This is a genomic window from Pseudomonas fluorescens (assembly GCF_900215245.1).
Lineage (GTDB): Bacteria > Pseudomonadota > Gammaproteobacteria > Pseudomonadales > Pseudomonadaceae > Aquipseudomonas > Aquipseudomonas fluorescens.
Map to the genome: position 1 here is coordinate 253,870 of NZ_LT907842.1, position 18,336 is coordinate 272,205.

Consider the following 18,336-nt stretch of genomic DNA (forward strand, 5'->3'; position numbering starts at 1 on the left):
GTCATGCGTGCGCTTCGTCCAGCATCAGTCGCTGGCGCACCACATCCACCAGCTTGTCCGGTTGGAATTTGGACAGGAAGTTATCGCAACCGACCTTCTTCACCATCGAGTCGTTGAAGCTGCCCGACAACGAGGTGTGCAGCACCACGTAAAGCCCACGCAGGCGCGGGTCGTTGCGGATTTCGGTGGTCAGGCGGTAGCCGTCCATCTCGGGCATTTCGGCGTCGGTGAAGATCATCAGCAACTTGTCGGTCATCACCTGGCCGCTGTCGGCCCAGGCCTTGAGCATGTTCAGTGCCTTGAGGCCGTCACTGGCGATATGCATCTTCACGCCCAGTTGCCCGAGGGTGTCGCGCAGTTGCGAGAGGGCCACATTGGAGTCGTCCACCAGCAGTACTTCGCGGCCACGGGCGCGTTCCAGCACCGGGTCTTCGAGTTTTTCGCGGGAGACTTTGGCGTTATAGGGCACGATTTCGGCGAGGACTTTTTCCACGTCGATGATTTCCACCAACTGGTCATCGACTTTGCTGATGGCCGTGAGGTAATGCTGGCGCCCGGCGCTGGTCGGTGGTGGCAGGATGGCTTCCCAGTTCATGTTGACGATGCGGTCCACGCCGCCCACCAGGAAGGCCTGCACCGAGCGGTTGTACTCGGTAACGATAATCGTGCTGTTGGGCCCCGGCACCAACGGGCGCATGCCGATGGCCTGGGACAGGTCAATCACCGGCAGGGTCTGGCCGCGCAGGTTGACCACACCGCACACAAACGGATGGCGCTGGGGCATCAGGGTCAACTTGGGCAACTGCAGGACTTCCTGCACCTTAAACACGTTGATCGCGAACAGCTGTCGTCCGGCCAGGCGAAACATGAGAATCTCCAGGCGATTCTCACCCACCAGTTGCGTGCGTTGATCTACGGTGTCGAGAATGCCGGCCATTGAAAGCTCCTGATGTGGGATTGTGCAGTTCACTAAGCGTGTTATCGGCGGCAAGCGCCAGACCTTGACCCTTGTAAAATGCCACGTAAATTAATTGATGTCACACTGACATCATGGTTTACTGCAACGGCCTCTCCAAACGGCAGTACAGCAACGTCGCGCGACATTCAAATCGACGCGAGGTTCCGCTGTGTAAGGGATTCCCCTATACACAATCAGGCCCAACCTGATATTCGCGATATCTAATAGCCATTAATGTGACGCCATTCTCATTGCATGAATGGAGTCAGGCTTTTGTTTGCCATACCAAGCCCTCGGCCCACGGGTCTTCCAGACGTATACGTGGCGGCAACCAAAGTTGTGCAAGCGGCCCGAATGACGAGGGCTTTCTACAGCTATCGCGATCATTCAAATAACCGTCCTACTGAAATTTCGGAAGCGGGCTACAGATCTCAGTCATATTTCAGCGGTAGTTTTACGCCATTCACCCGGTGCTGCATCTCATCACCCGACCTTATGTTGCGGAGACTTGCATGATGAATAATGCAAACGAATGGCAAACCGCACTTCCCGAATTTCTGCTCGAAGCCGAAATACTCTTGGAAAAATCGCAAGAGTGCTTGAACCACCTGCATCTGATTCGCAACGACAGCGACGCCATCGACTGCATGAAAACCAGCCTGGCCAACCTGGCTGAAAAAGCCGAAGGCCTGGCCCTGCAGGCGATCAGCGAATTCTCCCGGCATATTCAATACCTGATCGCCAATGCCGCGAGCCCGATGGAATTGCATGACCAGGCGCTGGACGCCCTGCATGACTGCCTGACACTGCTGGCGTGGCAACTGGAGTTGATCGATTCCCGCACCGGCGAACTCGCCTTGGATGAGAGCGAACAAACCACGCTGATTGCGACGGTCACCTTGCAAATCCCCCAAAAAGACTTCGCAAATAAACCGCAGCAGCGTGCGCATCACGCGTCTTAAGCGCTGATCAGGTCGTATTTGTCGCCAAGTTATCTAAAAACGACCGTTCTCTTAGCGGTCGATAATCGCGCGCGGGCAAAAACATATCAATTAGCCATCAAGGCAATAACGATACCCGCCAACTTGATTTATATAACTCTCTCTTTTTAACCTTGGGGGCCTTTGAACTATAGGGCCACAGCGCAGGGCATTTGGCCGGTGATTAAACCCGCCAGCGTAAGGCGCCAGGCGACCAACGGTAATAGTGGTGGTACTATGCCCCGCTCGAAGTGACTCAACTTCATCATGTATAAAAAAACGTTTCTGCACCGTATTCCACATAGAGCCCTGTCAGCCGCCATGACCGGTCTTCCCGCAGCGAACCTTCATTGGCTCCATCCGCTATGTACGCCAGCCTAAAGTCACTCATCGCAAGGTCCGTGTCCCGCAGCAATACACGTCGCTTGGTCCTCGCCCTGTGCCTTTGCTCACTGCTGGTCAACCTGTGGGCCTATAGCCGCTCCGCGCCGTTGCCGTTACTGATTTTGTGGCTCAACCTGGCCACGCTGGCGGTGGTGGGCTTACAGCAGTGGCGCTCGCGCAAATCGATAAAATTCCAGCCACAGGAATTGGCTGACCGCCTGCTGCAGGTCCAGGAAAACGAACGTCACCGCCTCAGCCGCGAACTGCATGACGATATCGGTCAGTTGCTGACCGCCGCCAAACTGCAAAGCGAATGGCTCAAGCGGCGTCTGCCGGACGACCTGCAAAGCCAATGCACCGTGCTGTGCAACACCTTGAATGAAACCCTGGCCAAAGTGCGCGACGTGTCCGCCATCCTCAACCCTCGGCAGCTGGCCAGCCTGGGGTTGGAGGCGAGCCTGCGCGCGCACTTGCTCAAGACCCTGGAAAACACCTCGATCCACTGGAGCCTTGAATGCCAGCAACGGCTGACCGGTATCCCGGAAGAAATGGCCGTGGCGGCGTTTCGCATTACCCAGGAAGCAGTCACCAATATGCTGCGCCATGCCCAGGCGCACAATTTGCTGGTACGCCTGCAACGCTTGCCCGAAGGCCTGTCGCTGATGATCTGCGATGACGGCCTGGGCTTTTCGCCCGCCATCAACCCAGGCCGGGAAGGCCAACGCGGCATGGCGGGCATGTCCGAGCGAATCGATCAACTGGGGGGCGCTCTGACGGTCAGCAGCCAGCCCGGTAAAGGAACGCGGATCGAGGCGCTCTTCCCCTGGGCGCCCCGCGCCCTCGATCGGGCCAGGCCCCCTAAGGTTATCGAGTGACTTGCACTTTACTCCTGGTGGATGACCACGCACTGATTCGGGCCGGCGTACGCGCGCTGATCCAGGATATGCCCGGCTATACGGTAGTCGGCGAAGCCAGCGATGGCGCGCAGTTGCTGGAGAAATTCAGCGCCCTGCAACCGGATATCGTGCTGCTGGACCTGTCGATGAAATACACCGGTGGCCTGGATGCGTTACAGCAACTCAAGGCGACCTACCCCAAAAGCAAAGTGCTGATCCTGTCGATGCACACCGATCCGGAGCTGATCATGCGCGCGCTGGAGTCCGGCGCCCATGGCTACCTGCTCAAGGACACCACGGCCAACGAGCTGGAACACGCCCTGATGGCCTTGCGCAACAACGAGCGCTACCTGAGCCCCGCCATTGCCCACACGGTGATCAATCAGGCGCTGATCCGCAGCCAGGGCCCCGTCGGCGCCGTCGCCGACACTCACAACCTCACCGCACGCCAGCTGGAGATCCTGCGCTTGATCGTGCGTGGCAAATCCACCCGGGAAATCGCTCAAGGCCTGGGCTTGAGCATTAAGACCGTGGAAGCGCATCGTTCGCAGATCATGAAGCGCCTGCAGATATTCGATGTGGCGGGCCTGGTGTTATTCGCCGTTCGCGAGCAGATCATCAGCCTCGACGACTAACGGCGAGCCCAGCGGCAGGTGCACGCGCAGGGCTTTGGGCAAAGCACTGAAGCGCAAGTCGTCACCTTTCAACGGCTCACCATCCAGGTTGATGTACAACCCTTCGGCCACCTTGATCTCGACCCACGGCAGGCGCGCCCGCACAAACATATTGTCCAGCCCCCAACCGTCGCTCATCAGGGTGAGCAGCGTGCCGACCACCTCCTGGGGCGCCGGCAGAATGCTGATATCCAGCAAGCCGTCATCGGCCAATGCGTCAGGGCACAACACATGCCCACCGCCCGCCTGGCGTCCGTTGCCGATACCCAGCGCGAGCAGGTCGCCCTTCCAGTGAAAGTCAGGCCCTTCCAACTCGCCATAAGCGGCCTTCAATTCGCTGAAACGCGTCAGGCCGGTGAACAGGTAGGCCGCGCCGCCGAGCACTTTTTTCAAGTCTTCGGAGGTGTTGGCGGTGACCTGGCTGCCAAAACCGCCAGTGGCCATGTTGAGGAATATTTGCCCGCCGGCCTGCCCAAGGTCGATGGCCGTTGGCGGCACATCCAGCAGGGCGAGTGCGCGGGCAGGATCCAACGGCACCCCGGCGGCGCGCGCGAAATCATTGGCGGTGCCCAGCGGCATCAACACCAGGCTGGCATCGGTCTTGGCCTGCGCCATCGCCTCGGCGACATCGCGCAAGGTGCCATCGCCGCCACCGGCAATCAGGTGGGTATAGCCGTCGGCCAAGGCCTCATTGACCAGGCGCTGGGCGTCGCCGCCCTCCCACGTGACCCGCACCGCCAGCTCCCAGCCCTGTTCGCGCCGAGCCTGCACGGCAGCGCGCACATCCTCGTTGAGGGCTTGCTTGCCGTGCAGAATCAGCAATGCCTTGTGGGTGGTCATGGGGTGGATCTCCTGGGTTTAAAGGTGCTTGAAGGATGTTGACCTTTGCCGACGAGAAAAAAGCCATCGGCGACGCAAATTTATTGGCTGCCTAGAAGTTATCCATCGCGTTGCACATCGATACCTTGCCCTTGGGCTCAGGTTCTGCGGCATTCCATTGCTTGCCGTCTGCAGACAGCTCATGCAACTGGATTGAACAGTTCGCATACAGGGTCGCCTGCACCATGTAGTCCACGCCGGGTCGAGGTACAAAGGTCATGCTGCTGAAACATTGCCGGGAATACTGCAATCGCCCCAGGTAATGCAGCGCGATCGGTTGGTTCGCGGGCACCACCAACTCCGTGGTCACCGCACCGTTCCAGGTATACACCGGTCCGGGCATGTTCAGGCTTTCGCCATTGTGGTCGGGGAAGCCGGACTTGGTCGACGCCATCACCCCGGCACCCGGCACATTCCAGTCCAGGCAATCACGCCCCGGCACTGCGCGCACCAGGCCGTCGGTAATCAACCGCACGCGGGCGGTCTCGCCGGAATTCGGCGCGATATAGCCGGTGGACAGGGAACGGATGTTCGCCACCTGACCGCACCCGGTCAGCAGCACCAACAACGCCACGGGTACACCACGCAACACACTCATCAGCATTCAACTCGCAAGGAAAGAAACGGCCGTTACGGCTGGCGGCAATTCTGCTTTACCGACAACAGCGGCGCCGGATCGTACTTAACGCGCTGCAAACCATCGGCGCCCTGGAAGATGAAATACTTGATGCGGCAATCCTTGAACGTCGCCGAGTAGCCTTCCGCGCGAAAGCCCTCGCCGTCGACCTGCTTGATCACGGTGTTATTGCGGCTCACCACCGCGAGCACCTGTGCGTAGCTGTCCCCCATCTTCACCCCGGGCTCGCCGGTCTCGGTCATCGCCGAAGCGCAACCGCCCAAGCCGGCCGCTGCCAATACTAAAGCGGCGCCGTACATTCCATTGCGTGTGGTGTTCATGTCTGTTTCCTGTTGATTAAGCATTAACGGCGGCCTTCGCACACCGGTGATTCACTGATGCGTCCGGCCTTGCATGGGTCGAGTTTGTCTTTGCGTTTGAAGCCCCCGTCCTTCATGCAGTAGAAGCGCGTCAGCCTGATATCGACAGGCGATCGGTCTCCCCCGCCGTCCAGGTTGTCGTACCCGCAGGCACGCATGGCGGTTTTTACGCCGTCAAGGGACACACCGGACTTGTACCATCTCGAGAAGTCTGGCGGCGGCGGTTGAAAGGGGGGTACAGGCGCTGAGCGCAGAAGCGCTGATAAGGACCCAGGCCACGACGCATGGGGGGCGCAAACCAGACGGTGTTAATCCAATGAGCGTTTGGAAAGACATGATTCATCCTTGTGAGTGAAACGTCCTACAGGTGCAGGATTGGTCACCACAAAGACGAGAAAGTGCCCTGACTCTGCTGGGCACGTGTGACACGACCCACAACGTCTCGATCAACGGTGGGCGCTGGCCACCGCAAAGTCAGCCAGCAACGTCCGACAGCTGCAGCAACCTACGTCAGCTCTTGTGCAACTTACTCATCAACTGCGCCTCAGCCTGGGTCAACCCACACGACTGCGTGAGTTCATCCACTGTCGCCCCCATGCCCACCAGTTTTGCCGCTTGGGCAAATGACAGGCTCGACGGGTCGCGCTGTTCGATCTGCGCCAGCTTGTCCGGCAACGGCCCGAGGATCGCGCGCAGTTCATGCACCTCGTCCCCAACCCGCACCGCACTCTGCTGGAAGTGATCGACGCGCTTGACCAGGTCGAGAATGCGCCGGTCACGCACGCCGTCGCGCTCGGCCTGTTGCAGGGCCAATTCGCGTTGCTGGCGCATGTAGCGCAGCAGGAACGCCAACGTCCCGGCCCACAACAGGGCCAGGACAATCACCGCCGCCTCAAGGAACAATCAGATGCTCTCCAGTTCCGACCATTCTTCTTCGCTCATCATCTTGTCCAGCTCAACCAGAATCAGCAGTTCGCCGTTCTTGTTGCACACGCCCTGGATGAACTTGGCCGATTCCTCGTTACCCACGTTCGGCGCGGTTTCCACTTCCGATTGGCGCAGGTAAACCACTTCGGCCACGCTGTCGACCATGATCCCGACCACTTGCTTGTCGGCTTCGATGATGACGATACGGGTGTTGTCGTTGACTTCGGTCGGCACCAGGCCAAAACGCTGGCGGGTGTCGATCACGGTCACCACGTTGCCGCGCAGGTTGATGATGCCCAGCACGTAGCTTGGCGCACCCGGTACCGGCGCGATTTCGGTGTAGCGCAGCACTTCTTGCACGCGCATTACGTTGATGCCATAGGACTCGTTGTCCAGTTTGAAGGTAACCCATTGCAGGATCGGATCATCCAAACCTTGTGCGGACGCTGACTTGTTCATACCCCTGACCCCTTCAAATGCCGTTGTACACGGCGTGTGTGCTTCGCTGACCGCACTTGCATGCGGACCTTATTGTTCAATCAACTGCGTTTGTTCTGCGGCATCGTCTTGACGGCGCCACTGGCGATCAACTCGGCCAGTTCGGCGACGTCGAGCAACGCGCACATGTGCTCAATTACGGTGCCCGCCAACCAAGGCCGCTGGCCTCGGTGGCTGCGCCATTTGATTTCGTTCGGGTCCAGGCGCAATGAGCGGCTGACTTGATGCACCGCCAGCCCCCACTCGTAGCCCTGCACCGAGATCACGTACTGCAAACCCTGGCGGAAGTCATCGCGGTAGCGGTCGGGCATCACCCAGCGCGCGGTGTCCAGCACCTTAAGGTTGCCGGCCTGACTGGGCAGAATGCCCAGGAACCACTCCGGTTGCCCGAACAGCGGTGTCAGCTCCTGGCCCTCAAGAGAATAGATCGAACCCAGGCACACCAGTGGCACCGCGAGCGTCAACCCGGCGACGTCGAACAGCAAACATTCGAACGGCTCGGCGGCCCATGACGGGCGATCATCACCGGTCACCGGCGGCGGCGTGATGCTCGGCGGCAGGTGGACTTCCACCACCGGCTCGACCACCACCGGCGCCACCACCGCGGGAGCGACCACTGCTGGTGCGACCGGCTCCAGCGGCACGACAACCGGGGCGACCACAACATGGGCATCACGCGCCTGCTCTTCGAGCACCGCCAGTTGGAATTCATCCAGCGTGCTTTCTGCTTCTACGGCCGGTTCAAGGACCAGAATCGGTTCCGGCAGCGCCTCCTCGGTCGCATCCTGCAGCAGGGCATCCAGGTAGGATTCAAGTGCCAGTTGCGGCCGGGTCTTGAGTTTGACAGGACGGTTCATCACGCCACCTGCGCCACAAGCTGCTGCGACAGCAGATGCTTGAGCAATGCGCGGTAGGCCAGCACGCCACGGCTTTTGCCGTCGAACTGCGAAGGCGTCAGGCCTGCACGGCTCGCGTCACGCAGGCGCGTGTCGACTGGAATGTAGCCTTGCCAAATGGTGTCCGGGTAAGCGTCACGCAACACACGCAAAGTGCCAAGGGACGCCTGGGTGCGCCGGTCGAACAAGGTCGGCACGATGCTGTATGGCAGCGCCTGTTTGCGCGAACGGTTGATCATCGCCAGGGTGCTGACCATGCGCTCCAGGCCTTTGACCGCCAGATGCTCGGTTTGCACAGGGATCACCAACTGCTGGCTGGCGGCCAACGCATTGACCATTAGCACACCCAGCAGCGGCGGGCTGTCGATGATCGCGTAATCGAAGTCTTGCCACAGCTGCGCCAGTGTCTTGGCGATCACCAGGCCCAAGCCGCTCTGCCCCGGCGACTGGCGCTCAAGGGTGGCCAGGGCGGTGCTCGACGGCAGCAGCGAGATGCTTTCGTTACTGGTGGGCAGCAACAGTTGCCCGGGCAAATCGCTCGGCACGCTGCCCTTGTGCAGGAACAGGTCGTAGCAGCTGTGTTCCAGCGCGTCCGGATCGTAGCCGAAATAGCTGGTCATGGAACCATGGGGGTCCAGGTCAACCACGACCACACGCTTGCCCGCCTCGGCCAGCAAACCGGCTAAGGCGATGGAGGTGGTCGTCTTGCCGACTCCACCTTTTTGATTGGCAACTGCCCAGACTCTCATTCGGTTGGTTCCTCCCGGCAGGCGATGGCGCGACCGAGACATTGCATAAAATTATTGAGCCGGCGACGGAGAATTGACGGCGCTCTGACGAACCGGCGGCTTAACGGTTGGCGGTGCAGTTTGTGTGCCAGCCCGCTTCAAGGCCGCATCCGGAGTTGCATTGGCAGTACCGGTGCCGGTCAGGCTGCGGCGTACATCCAGGTTGCGCGACACCACCAGCACCACGCGACGGTTGCGCGCCCGGCCTTCGGCGGTGGCGTTATTGGCCACCGGCTGGAATTCACCATAGCCCACCGACGCCAGGCGCCCAGGGTTTATGCCCTGCATCGCGAGCATCCGCACGATGCTCGACGCCCGGGCCGACGACAGTTCCCAGTTGGTCGGGTACTGCGCGGTGCTGATCGGGAAGTTGTCGGTAAAGCCTTCGACGTGAATCGGGTTTTCAAACGGTTTGAGGATCGCCGCGACCTTGTCGATGATGGTGAACGCCTGGTCGCTCGGCAATGCGTCGGCGCTGGCGAACAGCAGGCTGGAGTTCAGCTCGATTTCGACCCATAACTCGTTGCCGCGCACGGTCATCTGGTTGGATTTGATCAGGTCGCCAAAGGCAGCGCTGATGTCATCGGCAATACTTTTCAGCGGGTCACTGGTGCCACCAATGCCGGCGGCGGTTTCATCGCTGTCGTTGACCAGCGGCTTGGCCGGGGTCACGGTCTTGGGCCGCTCTTCGCCAATCGGAATCGGTTTCAGGGCACGGTCGGCGTCGTTGAACACGCCGATCAGGGCCTGGGAAATGACTTTGTACTTGCCTTCGTTGATCGACGAGATGGAATACATCACCACGAAAAACGCGAACAACAAGGTGATGAAGTCCGCGTAGGACACCAGCCAGCGTTCATGATTGACGTGTTCTTCAGGCTCGCGACGGCGACGGCTCACACTCACTACCTCCCATCAGTCCATAAAGCCCTGGAGCTTCAATTCGATGGAGCGCGGGTTTTCACCCTCGGCAATCGACAACAGACCTTCAAGCAACATCTCGCGGTAACGCGACTGGCGCATGGCAATCGACTTGAGCTTGCTCGCCACCGGCAACAACACCAGGTTGGCACTCGCCACACCATAGATGGTAGCCACAAACGCCACGGCAATGCCGCTGCCCAACTGCGACGGGTCGGCCAGGTTGCCCATTACATGGATCAGGCCCATCACCGCACCGATGATACCGATGGTCGGCGCATAGCCGCCCATGCTTTCAAAGACTTTGGCGGCGTTGATGTCGCGGCTTTCCTGGGTCAGAAAATCCACCTCCAGGATGCTGCGAATCGCTTCCGGCTCAGCGCCATCCACCAGCAATTGCAGGCCCTTGCGCGCGTAGCTGTCGGGCTCGGCATCGGCCACGCCTTCCAGGCCCAGCAGGCCTTCCTTGCGGGCGGTGAGGCTCCAGTTGACCACACGGTCGATACCACCGGGCAGGTCAACGCGCGGCGGGAAAATAATCCAGATCAGGATTTGCATCGCACGCTTGAACGAACTCATGGGCGACTGCAACAACGCAGCGCCCACCGTGCCGCCAATCACGATCAGTGCAGCCGGGCCGTTGGCCAAGGCGCCTAAGTGGCCGCCTTCGAGGTAGTTGCCGCCGATAATTGCGACAAATGCCATGATGATGCCAATCAGGCTCAATACATCCATCAGAGGCAGGCCTCCACCAGATGCTTGCCGATATCGTCCAGGCTATACACGGCGTCGGCCAGGTCCGCTTTGACGATCGCCATGGGCATGCCATAGATCACGCAGCTGGCCTCGTCCTGGGCCCAGATCGCACTGCCGCCCTGCTTGAGCAGGCGCGCACCTTCACGGCCGTCGGCGCCCATGCCGGTAAGCACCACCGCCAGAACTTTGTCGCCGTAGGACTTGGCCGCCGAACCGAAGGTGATGTCCACACATGGTTTGTAATTCAGGCGCTCGTCACCCGGCAGGATTTTGATCGCGCCACGGCCATCAACCATCATCTGCTTGCCGCCCGGGGCCAGCAATGCCAGGCCGGGACGCAGGATGTCACCGTCCTCGGCTTCCTTGACGGTGATGCGGCACAGTTTGTCCAGGCGCTCGGCGAAAGCCTTGGTGAAGGCCGCCGGCATATGCTGGATCAACACGATCGGCGCCGGAAAATTCGCCGGCAACTGGGTCAACACCCGCTGCAACGCCACCGGGCCGCCGGTGGATGTGCCGATGGCCACCAGCTTGTAGGCCTTGCGCTTGGGCGCCGGTGAATGCGCACTCGGCGCCGCAGCACGCACCGGCGCCACTGCAGGGCGTGCCACTGGCGCAGGCGCCGGGCGCGCAAACGACGACGTCGGCGCAGTGGACGCCGCCGGCGCCACAACCGGTGCAGGCGTGGGCGCGCTGAACAGGCTGCGGCGGTTACTGCGCGAAATGCTGTGCACCTTTTCGCACAGCATCTGTTTGACCTTCTCGGGGTTGCGCGAGATGTCTTCGAAATTCTTCGGCAGGAAGTCCACCGCACCGGCGTCCAGCGCATCCAGGGTGACCCGGGCGCCTTCATGAGTCAGTGAGGAGAACATCAACACCGGGGTGGGGCAGCGCTGCATGATGTGCCGAACAGCCGTGATGCCATCCATCATCGGCATCTCGTAGTCCATGGTGATCACGTCCGGTTTCAACGCAATGGCCTGATCAATCGCCTCTTTGCCGTTGGTGGCCGTGCCGACCACCTGGATGGTTGGATCGGCGGAAAGAATTTCCGAGACGCGGCGGCGGAAGAAACCCGAATCGTCCACCACCAGGACCTTGACTGCCATAAACACTCCGTTAGGCGGGGCGGGCAAACCGCCCTGCCCCGCCAGAATCAAATACGCCGTGCGGCGTAACGCTTGAGCATGCTCGGAACATCGAGAATCAGCGCGATCCGACCGTCACCGGTGATGGTCGCACCCGACATGCCCGGGGTTCCCTGCAGCATTTTGCCCAAAGGCTTGATGACCACTTCTTCCTGGCCGACCAGTTGATCGACGACAAAGCCGATTCGCTGGGTGCCCACGGAGAGAATCACCACATGGCCTTCGCGCTGCTCTTCATGCTTGGCCGATGCCACCAGCCAGCGCTTGAGGTAGAACAGTGGCAACGCCTTGTCGCGTACGATCACCACTTCCTGGCCGTCCACCACGTTGGTGCGCGACAGGTCGAGGTGGAAGATTTCGTTGACGTTGACCAGCGGGAAAGCGAACGCCTGGTTGCCCAGCATCACCATCAGGGTCGGCATGATCGCCAAGGTCAACGGCACCTTGATGACGATCTTGGAGCCCTGGCCCTTGGTCGAGTAGATATTGATCGAGCCGTTGAGCTGGCTGATCTTGGTCTTCACCACGTCCATGCCGACGCCACGCCCGGACACGTCGGAAATCTCGGTCTTGGTCGAGAAGCCCGGGGCGAAGATCAGGTTGTAGCACTCGGTGTCGGTCAGGCGGTCGGCGGCGTCCTTGTCCATCACGCCACGTTTGACGGCGATATTGCGCAGAATCGCCGGGTCCATGCCTTTGCCGTCATCGGTAATCGACAGCAGGATGTGGTCGCCTTCTTGCTCCGCCGCCAGAATCACCTTGCCGTTGCGGGACTTGCCCGAGGCTTCGCGCTCTTCCGGGGTTTCGACGCCGTGGTCGACAGCGTTGCGCACCAAGTGGACCAGCGGGTCGGCCAGGGCCTCGACAAGGTTTTTGTCGAGGTCGGTTTCTTCACCCACCAGTTCCAGGTTGATTTCTTTCTTGAGCTGGCGAGCCAGGTCGCGAACCAGGCGCGGGAAGCGGCCGAAGACTTTCTTGATCGGCTGCATCCGCGTTTTCATCACTGCGGTCTGCAAGTCGGCAGTGACCACGTCGAGGTTCGACACGGCCTTCTGCATGGCCTCATCGCCGCTGTTCAGGCCCAGGCGCACCAGGCGGTTACGCACCAGTACCAGTTCGCCGACCATGTTCATGATGTCGTCCAGGCGCGCGGTATCCACGCGCACGGTGGTTTCGGCTTCACTGGCCGGTTTCTCGGCCACCGGTGCCGCTGCGGCACGTGCAGGCGCCGGGGCGGCTGCAGGCGCTGGAGCAGGTTTGGCGGCCGCCGGTGCGGCAGGTTTGGCAGGCGCAGGTTTGGCCGCCACTGGGGTGGCGGTCGCCGCAGCAGCCGGGGGCACTTCGGAGAACTTGCCCTTGCCGTGCAATTCGTCCAACAAGGCTTCGAATTCGTGATCGGAAATCAGCCCGTCAGCGGCAGGTTCTGCGCTGGCGGCGGCAGGTGTGGCAGGCGTGGCAGGCACGGCAGCGGCCGCCGAGGCCGTGGCCGTGGCCGTGGCCGTGGCCGCGACTTCCGGCAAAGCTTCGGCCGCAAAGGTGCCTTTGCCATGCAACTGGTCGAGCAATGCCTCGAATTCGTCGTCGGTAATGTCGGTGCTGGCGCTGGCAGCCGGAGCCTGCGGCGTAGCCGCAGGTGCCACGGCATCGGCAGCGAACTGGCCTTTGCCATGCAACTGGTCGAGCAGGGACTCGAATTCAGCGTCGGTAATGTCTTCGCTGGTCGGCGTTGCAGGCGGCGCGACTGCTTGGGGGGCTTCAGCTTCAGCCTTCACCGCACTGAGGGAGTTGAGCAACTGCTCGAACTCGCTGTCCGTCACGTCCGCTTCCGGTTCCGGTTCGGCCACAGGCGCTGCTTCCACCACCGGCGCAACCGAGGTGTCGGCAGGTTCTGCCAGGCGCGCCAGGGCGGCCAGCAGTTCCGGCGTGGCGGCGGTGATCGGTGCACGTTCGCGCACTTCACTGAACATGCCGTTGACCGCATCCAGTGCTTCGAGAATCACGTCCATCAGTTCCGAGTCGACGTGCCGCTCACCCTTGCGCAGGATGTCGAATACGTTCTCGGCGATGTGACAGCACTCCACCAGCTCATGGAGCTGGAGGAAGCCGGCGCCCCCTTTTACAGTGTGAAAACCGCGAAAAATTGCATTGAGCAGGTTCGCATCATCCGGGCGGCTTTCCAGCTCGACCAGTTGTTCGGACAGTTGCTCTAAAATTTCGCCGGCCTCTACAAGGAAATCCTGAAGGATTTCTTCATCGGCGCCGAAGCTCATGTGGGTGCTCCTTAGAAGCCTAAACTGGATAACAGGTCATCTACGTCATCCTGACCTGACATAACGTCTTCACGTTTATCGGCATGAATCTGCGGACCTTCACCCTTGGCGAGATGTTTTTGTGGATCTTTTTCCGAGAGGATCGCTTCGCGGTCATGTTCGATGCCGGCAAAACGATCAACTTGGCCAGCCATGAGCACCAATTTGAGCAAGTTGCTTTCCACTTCGGTGACCAATTGGGTCACGCGCTTGATCACCTGACCGGTGAGGTCCTGGTAATCCTGGGCCAGCAGAATGTCATTGAGGTTGCTGGCAACCGTGCGGTTTTCCTCGTCGCTGCGCGACAGAAAAGCGTCGACGCGCCGCGCCAACTCACGAAACTCCTCAGCCCCCACTTCCCGACGCATGAAACGGCCCCAGTCAACGCTGAGGGCCTGCGCTTCGGTCGCCATGCCATTGACCAGGGGCGTGGCGTTTTCCACCAGGTCCATGGTGCGGTTGGCCGCCGCCTCAGTCAGCCTGACCACATAGGACAGGCGTTCGGTGGCATCGGTGATTTGCGAGATTTCTTCGGCCTGGGGCATGTGCGGGTCAATCTGAAAATTGACGATTGCACTGTGCAGCTCGCGTGTGAGCTTGCCCACTTCCTGGTACAGGCCGCGGTCACGGGTCTGGTTAAGCTCATGGATCAACTGCACCGCGTCGCCGAACTGGCCTCTTTCAAGGCTTTCGACCAACTGGTGAGCATGCTTTTTCAGGGTCGACTCAAAGTCAGCCTGCGATGATTCTTTATGCTCCATAGCTCCCCCGTGGTGGCATCAGCCGTGGATGCGTTCGAAGATTTTTTCGATCTTCTCTTTCAAGGCCAACGCAGTGAATGGCTTAACCACGTAACCGTTAACCCCGGCTTGGGCGGCTTCGATGATCTGTTCACGCTTGGCTTCGGCGGTCACCATCAGCACAGGCAGGCTGCGCAGTTTTTCATCGGCGCGCACGTGACGCAGCAAGTCGATGCCGGTCATGCCCGGCATGTTCCAGTCGGTTACCAGAAAGTCGATGCTCCCGCTGTTGAGGATCGGAATCGCCGTCAGGCCGTCATCCGCCTCGACCGTGTTGGTGAACCCAAGGTCACGCAACAGGTTTTTTATGATCCGCCGCATCGTTGAGAAGTCATCAACGATGAGGATTTTCATGTTCTTGTCCAATTCGACCTCCAAGCAGTCTTAAACGCGCCCAGCACCTGGACGCGCCATTTCAATCAACAGGCGTTACACAAAAGGACTGCCAGGGGTACCACGGAACGAACCCGCGAAAGGCTCTTCACCCTTCGCCTAATTGCGCTGCAGTATCCCCACACTGCCTGTCAGCGCGCGCGCCACTCTCCCAATCGCCCCCGCAAGCGGGCTGCGCACTGGCTATGCAGCTGGCTGACACGCGATTCGCTGACCCCCAGGACCTCACCGATTTCCTTGAGGTTCAGCTCTTCGTCGTAGTACAGCGCCAACACCAGTCGCTCACGCTCGGGCAAATTGGCAATCGCTTCCGCCAACGCCCCCTGGAAACGCTCATCTTCCAGGTCGCGCGACGGTTCGAGATGTGCACTCGCGCCGTCCTCGTGCAGCCCTTCGTGTTCGCCGTCCTGCAACAGGTCGTCGAAACTGAACAGGCGGCTGCCCAAGGTATCGTTCAAAATCCCGTAATAATCGTCGAGACTCAATTGGAGTTCGGCCGCAACTTCATGATCTTTAGCGTCACGACCGGTTTTTGCTTCAATTGCACGAATTGCGTCACTGACCATTCGCGTGTTGCGGTGTACCGAACGCGGCGCCCAATCCCCTTTACGCACTTCATCGAGCATCGCACCACGGATACGGATACCCGCGTACGTCTCGAAACTCGCACCTTTGCTCGCGTCGTATTTGGTCGACACTTCGAGCAGGCCGATCATACCGGCCTGGATAAGGTCTTCAACCTGCACACTGGCAGGCAGGCGCGCCAGCAAGTGATAGGCAATGCGCTTGACCAGGGGCGCATAGCGCTCGATCAATTCGCCCTGGCTGTCACGCGCCGAGTTTTTGTAAAGGTTATAGCCGCTGGCTGTCATAGCACCGGTCCTGCGCTCGTCTGATGCACCAATCGCTCGACGAAAAACTCCAGATGCCCACGCGGGTTGGCGGGCAACGGCCAAGTATCGACCTTCTGGGCAATTGCCTTGAACGCCAATGCGCACTTCGAACGAGGGAATGCTTCATAGACTGCACGCTGCTTTTGCACAGCCTTGCGCACACACTCGTCATAGGGAACTGCGCCGACGTATTGTAAGGCGACATCGAGGAAACGATCCGTGACCTTGGTCAACTTGGCGAACAGGTTTCGCCCTTCCTGCGGGCTTTGGGCCATGTTGGCCAGCACCCGGAAGCGGTTCATGCCGTAGTCACGATTGAGCAGTTTGATCAGGGCGTAGGCGTCGGTGATGGAGGTGGGCTCATCGCAGACCACCAGCAGCACTTCCTGGGCGGCGCGCACGAAGCTGACCACGGACTCGCCGATCCCGGCGGCGGTGTCGATCACCAGCACGTCGAGGTTGTCGCCGATGTCACTGAACGCCTGGATCAAGCCGGCGTGCTGCGCCGGGCTCAGATGCACCATGCTCTGGGTGCCCGAGGCCGCCGGCACGATGCGAATGCCACCGGGGCCTTGCAGCAGCACATCGCGCAGCTCGCAGCGGCCCTCGATCACATCGGCAAGGGTGTGTTTGGGTGTCAGCCCCAGCAGAACGTCGACGTTCGCCAGCCCCAGGTCAGCATCCAGCAGCATGACGCGACGGCCAAGCTCTGCCAGGGCCAGGGACAAATTCACTGACACGTTAGTTTTTCCGACGCCACCTTTGCCGCCGGTCACCGCGATCACCTGTACGGGATGCATGCTGCCCATTTTATTTCTTTACCTTGTCTTGCTTAGACGCAGGCTACATGGCTTGGCCGCGTGAATCGCTTGCAGACCATCGATGTAGATACTTTTCACGGTGTTCATCCTGCCCTTCAACCCACCCGTTTTGCGGGGTTGTGGTAAAGGTCGGCGAACATGTCGGCCATCGCTTCCTCGCTAGGCTCTTCTTGCATTTGCACGCTGACAGCACGGCTGACCAACTGATGACGGCGCGGCAGATGTAAATCATCCGGGATCCGCGGCCCGTCGGTCAGGTAGGCAACCGGTAATTCATGACTGATAGCCAGGCTCAACACTTCACCCAGGCTCGCAGTTTCGTCGAGCTTGGTCAGAATGCAACCCGCCAGGCCGCAACGTTTGTAGCTGTGGTAGGCAGCGGTAAGAACCTGTTTCTGGCTGGTGGTTGCAAGCACCAGGTAATTTTTTGACTTGATGCCACGTCCCGCCAGGCTTTCCAACTGCATGCGCAATGCCGGGTCACTGGCTTGCAGGCCGGCCGTGTCGATCAGCACCACGCGCTTGCGCAGCAACGGGTCGAGCGCATTGGCCAGGGACTGGCCTGCGTCGACGTGGGTCACCGACACGTTGAGGATACGGCCCAGGGTCTTAAGCTGTTCCTGAGCGCCAATACGGTAGCTGTCCATGCTCACCAGCGCGATATTCTGCGCGCCGTACTTGAGCACATAACGCGCGGCCAGCTTGGCCAGGGTGGTGGTCTTGCCCATGCCGGCCGGGCCGACCATGGCGATCACACCGCCCTCTTCCAGCGGTTCGATTTCCGGGGTGGCGATCATGCGTGCCAGGTGCGCCAGCAACATGCGCCAGGCCTGGCGAGGTTCTTCGACTTCAGCGGTCAGTGCCAACAGGTCGCGGGACAACGGGCCGGACAGGCCGATACGTTGCAGGCGACGCCACAGGTTGGCCTGGTGCGGTTTGCTGCCTTGCAGTTGGTTCCAGGCCAGCGAGCCCAGCTGCACTTCGAGCAGCTCACGCAGGCCATTGAGTTCAAAGCGCATCGAATCAAACACGCGCTGGTCAACTGCAGCAGCCGGGGCTGGCGCGGCAGGACGCGGCGGTTCTTTGAACGTCGGCTCAACCAGCGGTTCGGCGGCGGTCAGCGGCAGGCCGGCGAACAACTGGCGACTGTTGCTGGAGTCGCTGTCGCCACGCATGCTCAGCTCAGCCTGGGCCGAGACAATCCGCGAAGCGGTCTTGCGCAGCTCGTCCTCAAGTTCCATGTTCGGTACGCGCGGCGCCAGCGCCGAGGGGGTGTAATCCAGGGCAGCCGTCAGCTCGACGCCGCCGGCAATACGACGGTTTCCGATAATCGCGGCATCGGCGCCCAGCTCATCACGTACCAGTTTCATGGCCTGACGCATATCGGCGGCGAAAAAACGCTTAACTTGCATATCCCAC

General features: G+C 60.4%; 21 protein-coding genes. 3 read left to right on the plus strand and 18 right to left on the minus strand.

The genetic code is table 11. The features are described from left to right. Position 1: 1 nt before the first annotated feature. Entirely contained in the window at positions 2-937 is a 936-nt protein-coding gene (locus CPH89_RS01170; RefSeq protein WP_053257276.1) for a chemotaxis protein CheV, read from the minus strand. 533 nt (positions 938-1,470) lie between these two features. Here CPH89_RS01170 and CPH89_RS01175 point away from each other — a divergent pair. The 3 genes from CPH89_RS01175 to CPH89_RS01185 all read left to right on the plus strand — a co-directional run bounded on the left by CPH89_RS01175 (position 1,471) and on the right by CPH89_RS01185 (position 3,853). After that, entirely contained in the window at positions 1,471-1,920 is a 450-nt protein-coding gene (locus CPH89_RS01175) for a hypothetical protein (RefSeq protein WP_172900433.1), read from the plus strand. 383 nt (positions 1,921-2,303) lie between these two features. Then, positions 2,304-3,197: a sensor histidine kinase gene (locus tag CPH89_RS01180; protein ID WP_053257277.1), complete on the plus strand. Its 894-nt coding sequence runs from the start codon at positions 2,304-2,306 to the stop codon at positions 3,195-3,197. Further along, positions 3,194-3,853 (plus strand): response regulator transcription factor, encoded by a 660-nt coding sequence (locus CPH89_RS01185; protein ID WP_053257278.1) that lies wholly within the window; start codon positions 3,194-3,196, stop codon positions 3,851-3,853. Before CPH89_RS01180 ends, CPH89_RS01185 begins: the two co-directional genes overlap by 4 nt. On the opposite strand, the gene yegS is transcribed toward CPH89_RS01185, so the two are convergent. From yegS to flhF, 17 genes are all read right to left on the minus strand, one after another. After that, on the minus strand, positions 3,812-4,732 hold the full coding sequence (gene yegS, locus CPH89_RS01190; RefSeq protein WP_053257279.1) for a lipid kinase YegS: 921 nt from the start codon (positions 4,730-4,732) through the stop codon (positions 3,812-3,814). The two genes, CPH89_RS01185 and yegS, sit on opposite strands and share 42 nt — an antisense overlap. A 91-nt stretch (positions 4,733-4,823) precedes the next feature. Then, positions 4,824-5,369, minus strand: a complete 546-nt coding sequence (locus CPH89_RS01195; protein ID WP_053258021.1) for a hypothetical protein — start codon at positions 5,367-5,369, stop codon at positions 4,824-4,826. A gap of 32 nt (positions 5,370-5,401) precedes the next feature. Then, positions 5,402-5,728 carry a hypothetical protein gene (locus tag CPH89_RS01200; RefSeq protein WP_053257280.1) on the minus strand — a complete coding sequence of 109 codons (327 nt, stop codon included), beginning with the start codon at positions 5,726-5,728 and terminating at the stop codon, positions 5,402-5,404. A gap of 23 nt (positions 5,729-5,751) precedes the next feature. After that, complete coding sequence (locus CPH89_RS01205; protein WP_081006392.1) at positions 5,752-6,021, minus strand: hypothetical protein; 270 nt, start codon at positions 6,019-6,021, stop codon at positions 5,752-5,754. A 256-nt stretch (positions 6,022-6,277) separates the two neighbouring features. Then, the gene (locus CPH89_RS01210) at positions 6,278-6,670 is read right to left on the minus strand and encodes a DUF2802 domain-containing protein (protein ID WP_053257281.1); all 393 of its coding nucleotides are present in this window, start codon (positions 6,668-6,670) and stop codon (positions 6,278-6,280) included. Beyond that, positions 6,671-7,153, minus strand: coding sequence for a chemotaxis protein CheW (locus tag CPH89_RS01215; protein WP_010564003.1), 483 nt, complete (start codon positions 7,151-7,153; stop codon positions 6,671-6,673). A gap of 80 nt (positions 7,154-7,233) precedes the next feature. Beyond that, positions 7,234-8,049, minus strand: coding sequence for a CheW domain-containing protein (locus CPH89_RS01220; RefSeq protein WP_053257282.1), 816 nt, complete (start codon positions 8,047-8,049; stop codon positions 7,234-7,236). Beyond that, positions 8,049-8,837, minus strand: coding sequence for a ParA family protein (locus CPH89_RS01225; protein WP_053257283.1), 789 nt, complete (start codon positions 8,835-8,837; stop codon positions 8,049-8,051). The genes CPH89_RS01220 and CPH89_RS01225 overlap by 1 nt, the downstream gene beginning before the upstream one ends. Positions 8,838-8,888: 51 nt before the next feature. Further along, a complete protein-coding gene (motD, locus tag CPH89_RS01230) occupies positions 8,889-9,776 on the minus strand; it encodes a flagellar motor protein MotD (RefSeq protein ID WP_053258022.1) in 888 nt (295 codons plus the stop codon). Positions 9,777-9,791: 15 nt separating this feature from the next. Next, positions 9,792-10,532 carry a flagellar motor protein gene (locus CPH89_RS01235; RefSeq protein WP_053257284.1) on the minus strand — a complete coding sequence of 247 codons (741 nt, stop codon included), beginning with the start codon at positions 10,530-10,532 and terminating at the stop codon, positions 9,792-9,794. Further along, positions 10,532-11,662, minus strand: a complete 1,131-nt coding sequence (locus tag CPH89_RS01240; RefSeq protein ID WP_053257285.1) for a protein-glutamate methylesterase/protein-glutamine glutaminase — start codon at positions 11,660-11,662, stop codon at positions 10,532-10,534. Before CPH89_RS01240 ends, CPH89_RS01235 begins: the two co-directional genes overlap by 1 nt. Before the next feature lie 47 nt (positions 11,663-11,709). Next, positions 11,710-13,971: a chemotaxis protein CheA gene (locus CPH89_RS01245; RefSeq protein WP_053257286.1), complete on the minus strand. Its 2,262-nt coding sequence runs from the start codon at positions 13,969-13,971 to the stop codon at positions 11,710-11,712. 11 nt (positions 13,972-13,982) lie between these two features. After that, positions 13,983-14,771: a protein phosphatase CheZ gene (locus CPH89_RS01250; protein WP_053257287.1), complete on the minus strand. Its 789-nt coding sequence runs from the start codon at positions 14,769-14,771 to the stop codon at positions 13,983-13,985. Between the two features lie 18 nt (positions 14,772-14,789). Next, positions 14,790-15,164 (minus strand): chemotaxis response regulator CheY, encoded by a 375-nt coding sequence (locus CPH89_RS01255; RefSeq protein WP_003192908.1) that lies wholly within the window; start codon positions 15,162-15,164, stop codon positions 14,790-14,792. A 170-nt stretch (positions 15,165-15,334) separates the two neighbouring features. Then, entirely contained in the window at positions 15,335-16,075 is a 741-nt protein-coding gene (gene fliA / locus CPH89_RS01260; protein WP_053257288.1) for an RNA polymerase sigma factor FliA, read from the minus strand. Next, positions 16,072-16,905, minus strand: coding sequence for a flagellar synthesis regulator FleN (gene fleN, locus CPH89_RS01265; RefSeq protein ID WP_003192912.1), 834 nt, complete (start codon positions 16,903-16,905; stop codon positions 16,072-16,074). Before fleN ends, fliA begins: the two co-directional genes overlap by 4 nt. Positions 16,906-17,012: 107 nt before the next feature. Continuing rightward, on the minus strand, positions 17,013-18,329 hold the full coding sequence (gene flhF, locus CPH89_RS01270; protein WP_053257289.1) for a flagellar biosynthesis GTPase FlhF: 1,317 nt from the start codon (positions 18,327-18,329) through the stop codon (positions 17,013-17,015). Between the last annotated feature and the right edge of the window lie 7 nt (positions 18,330-18,336).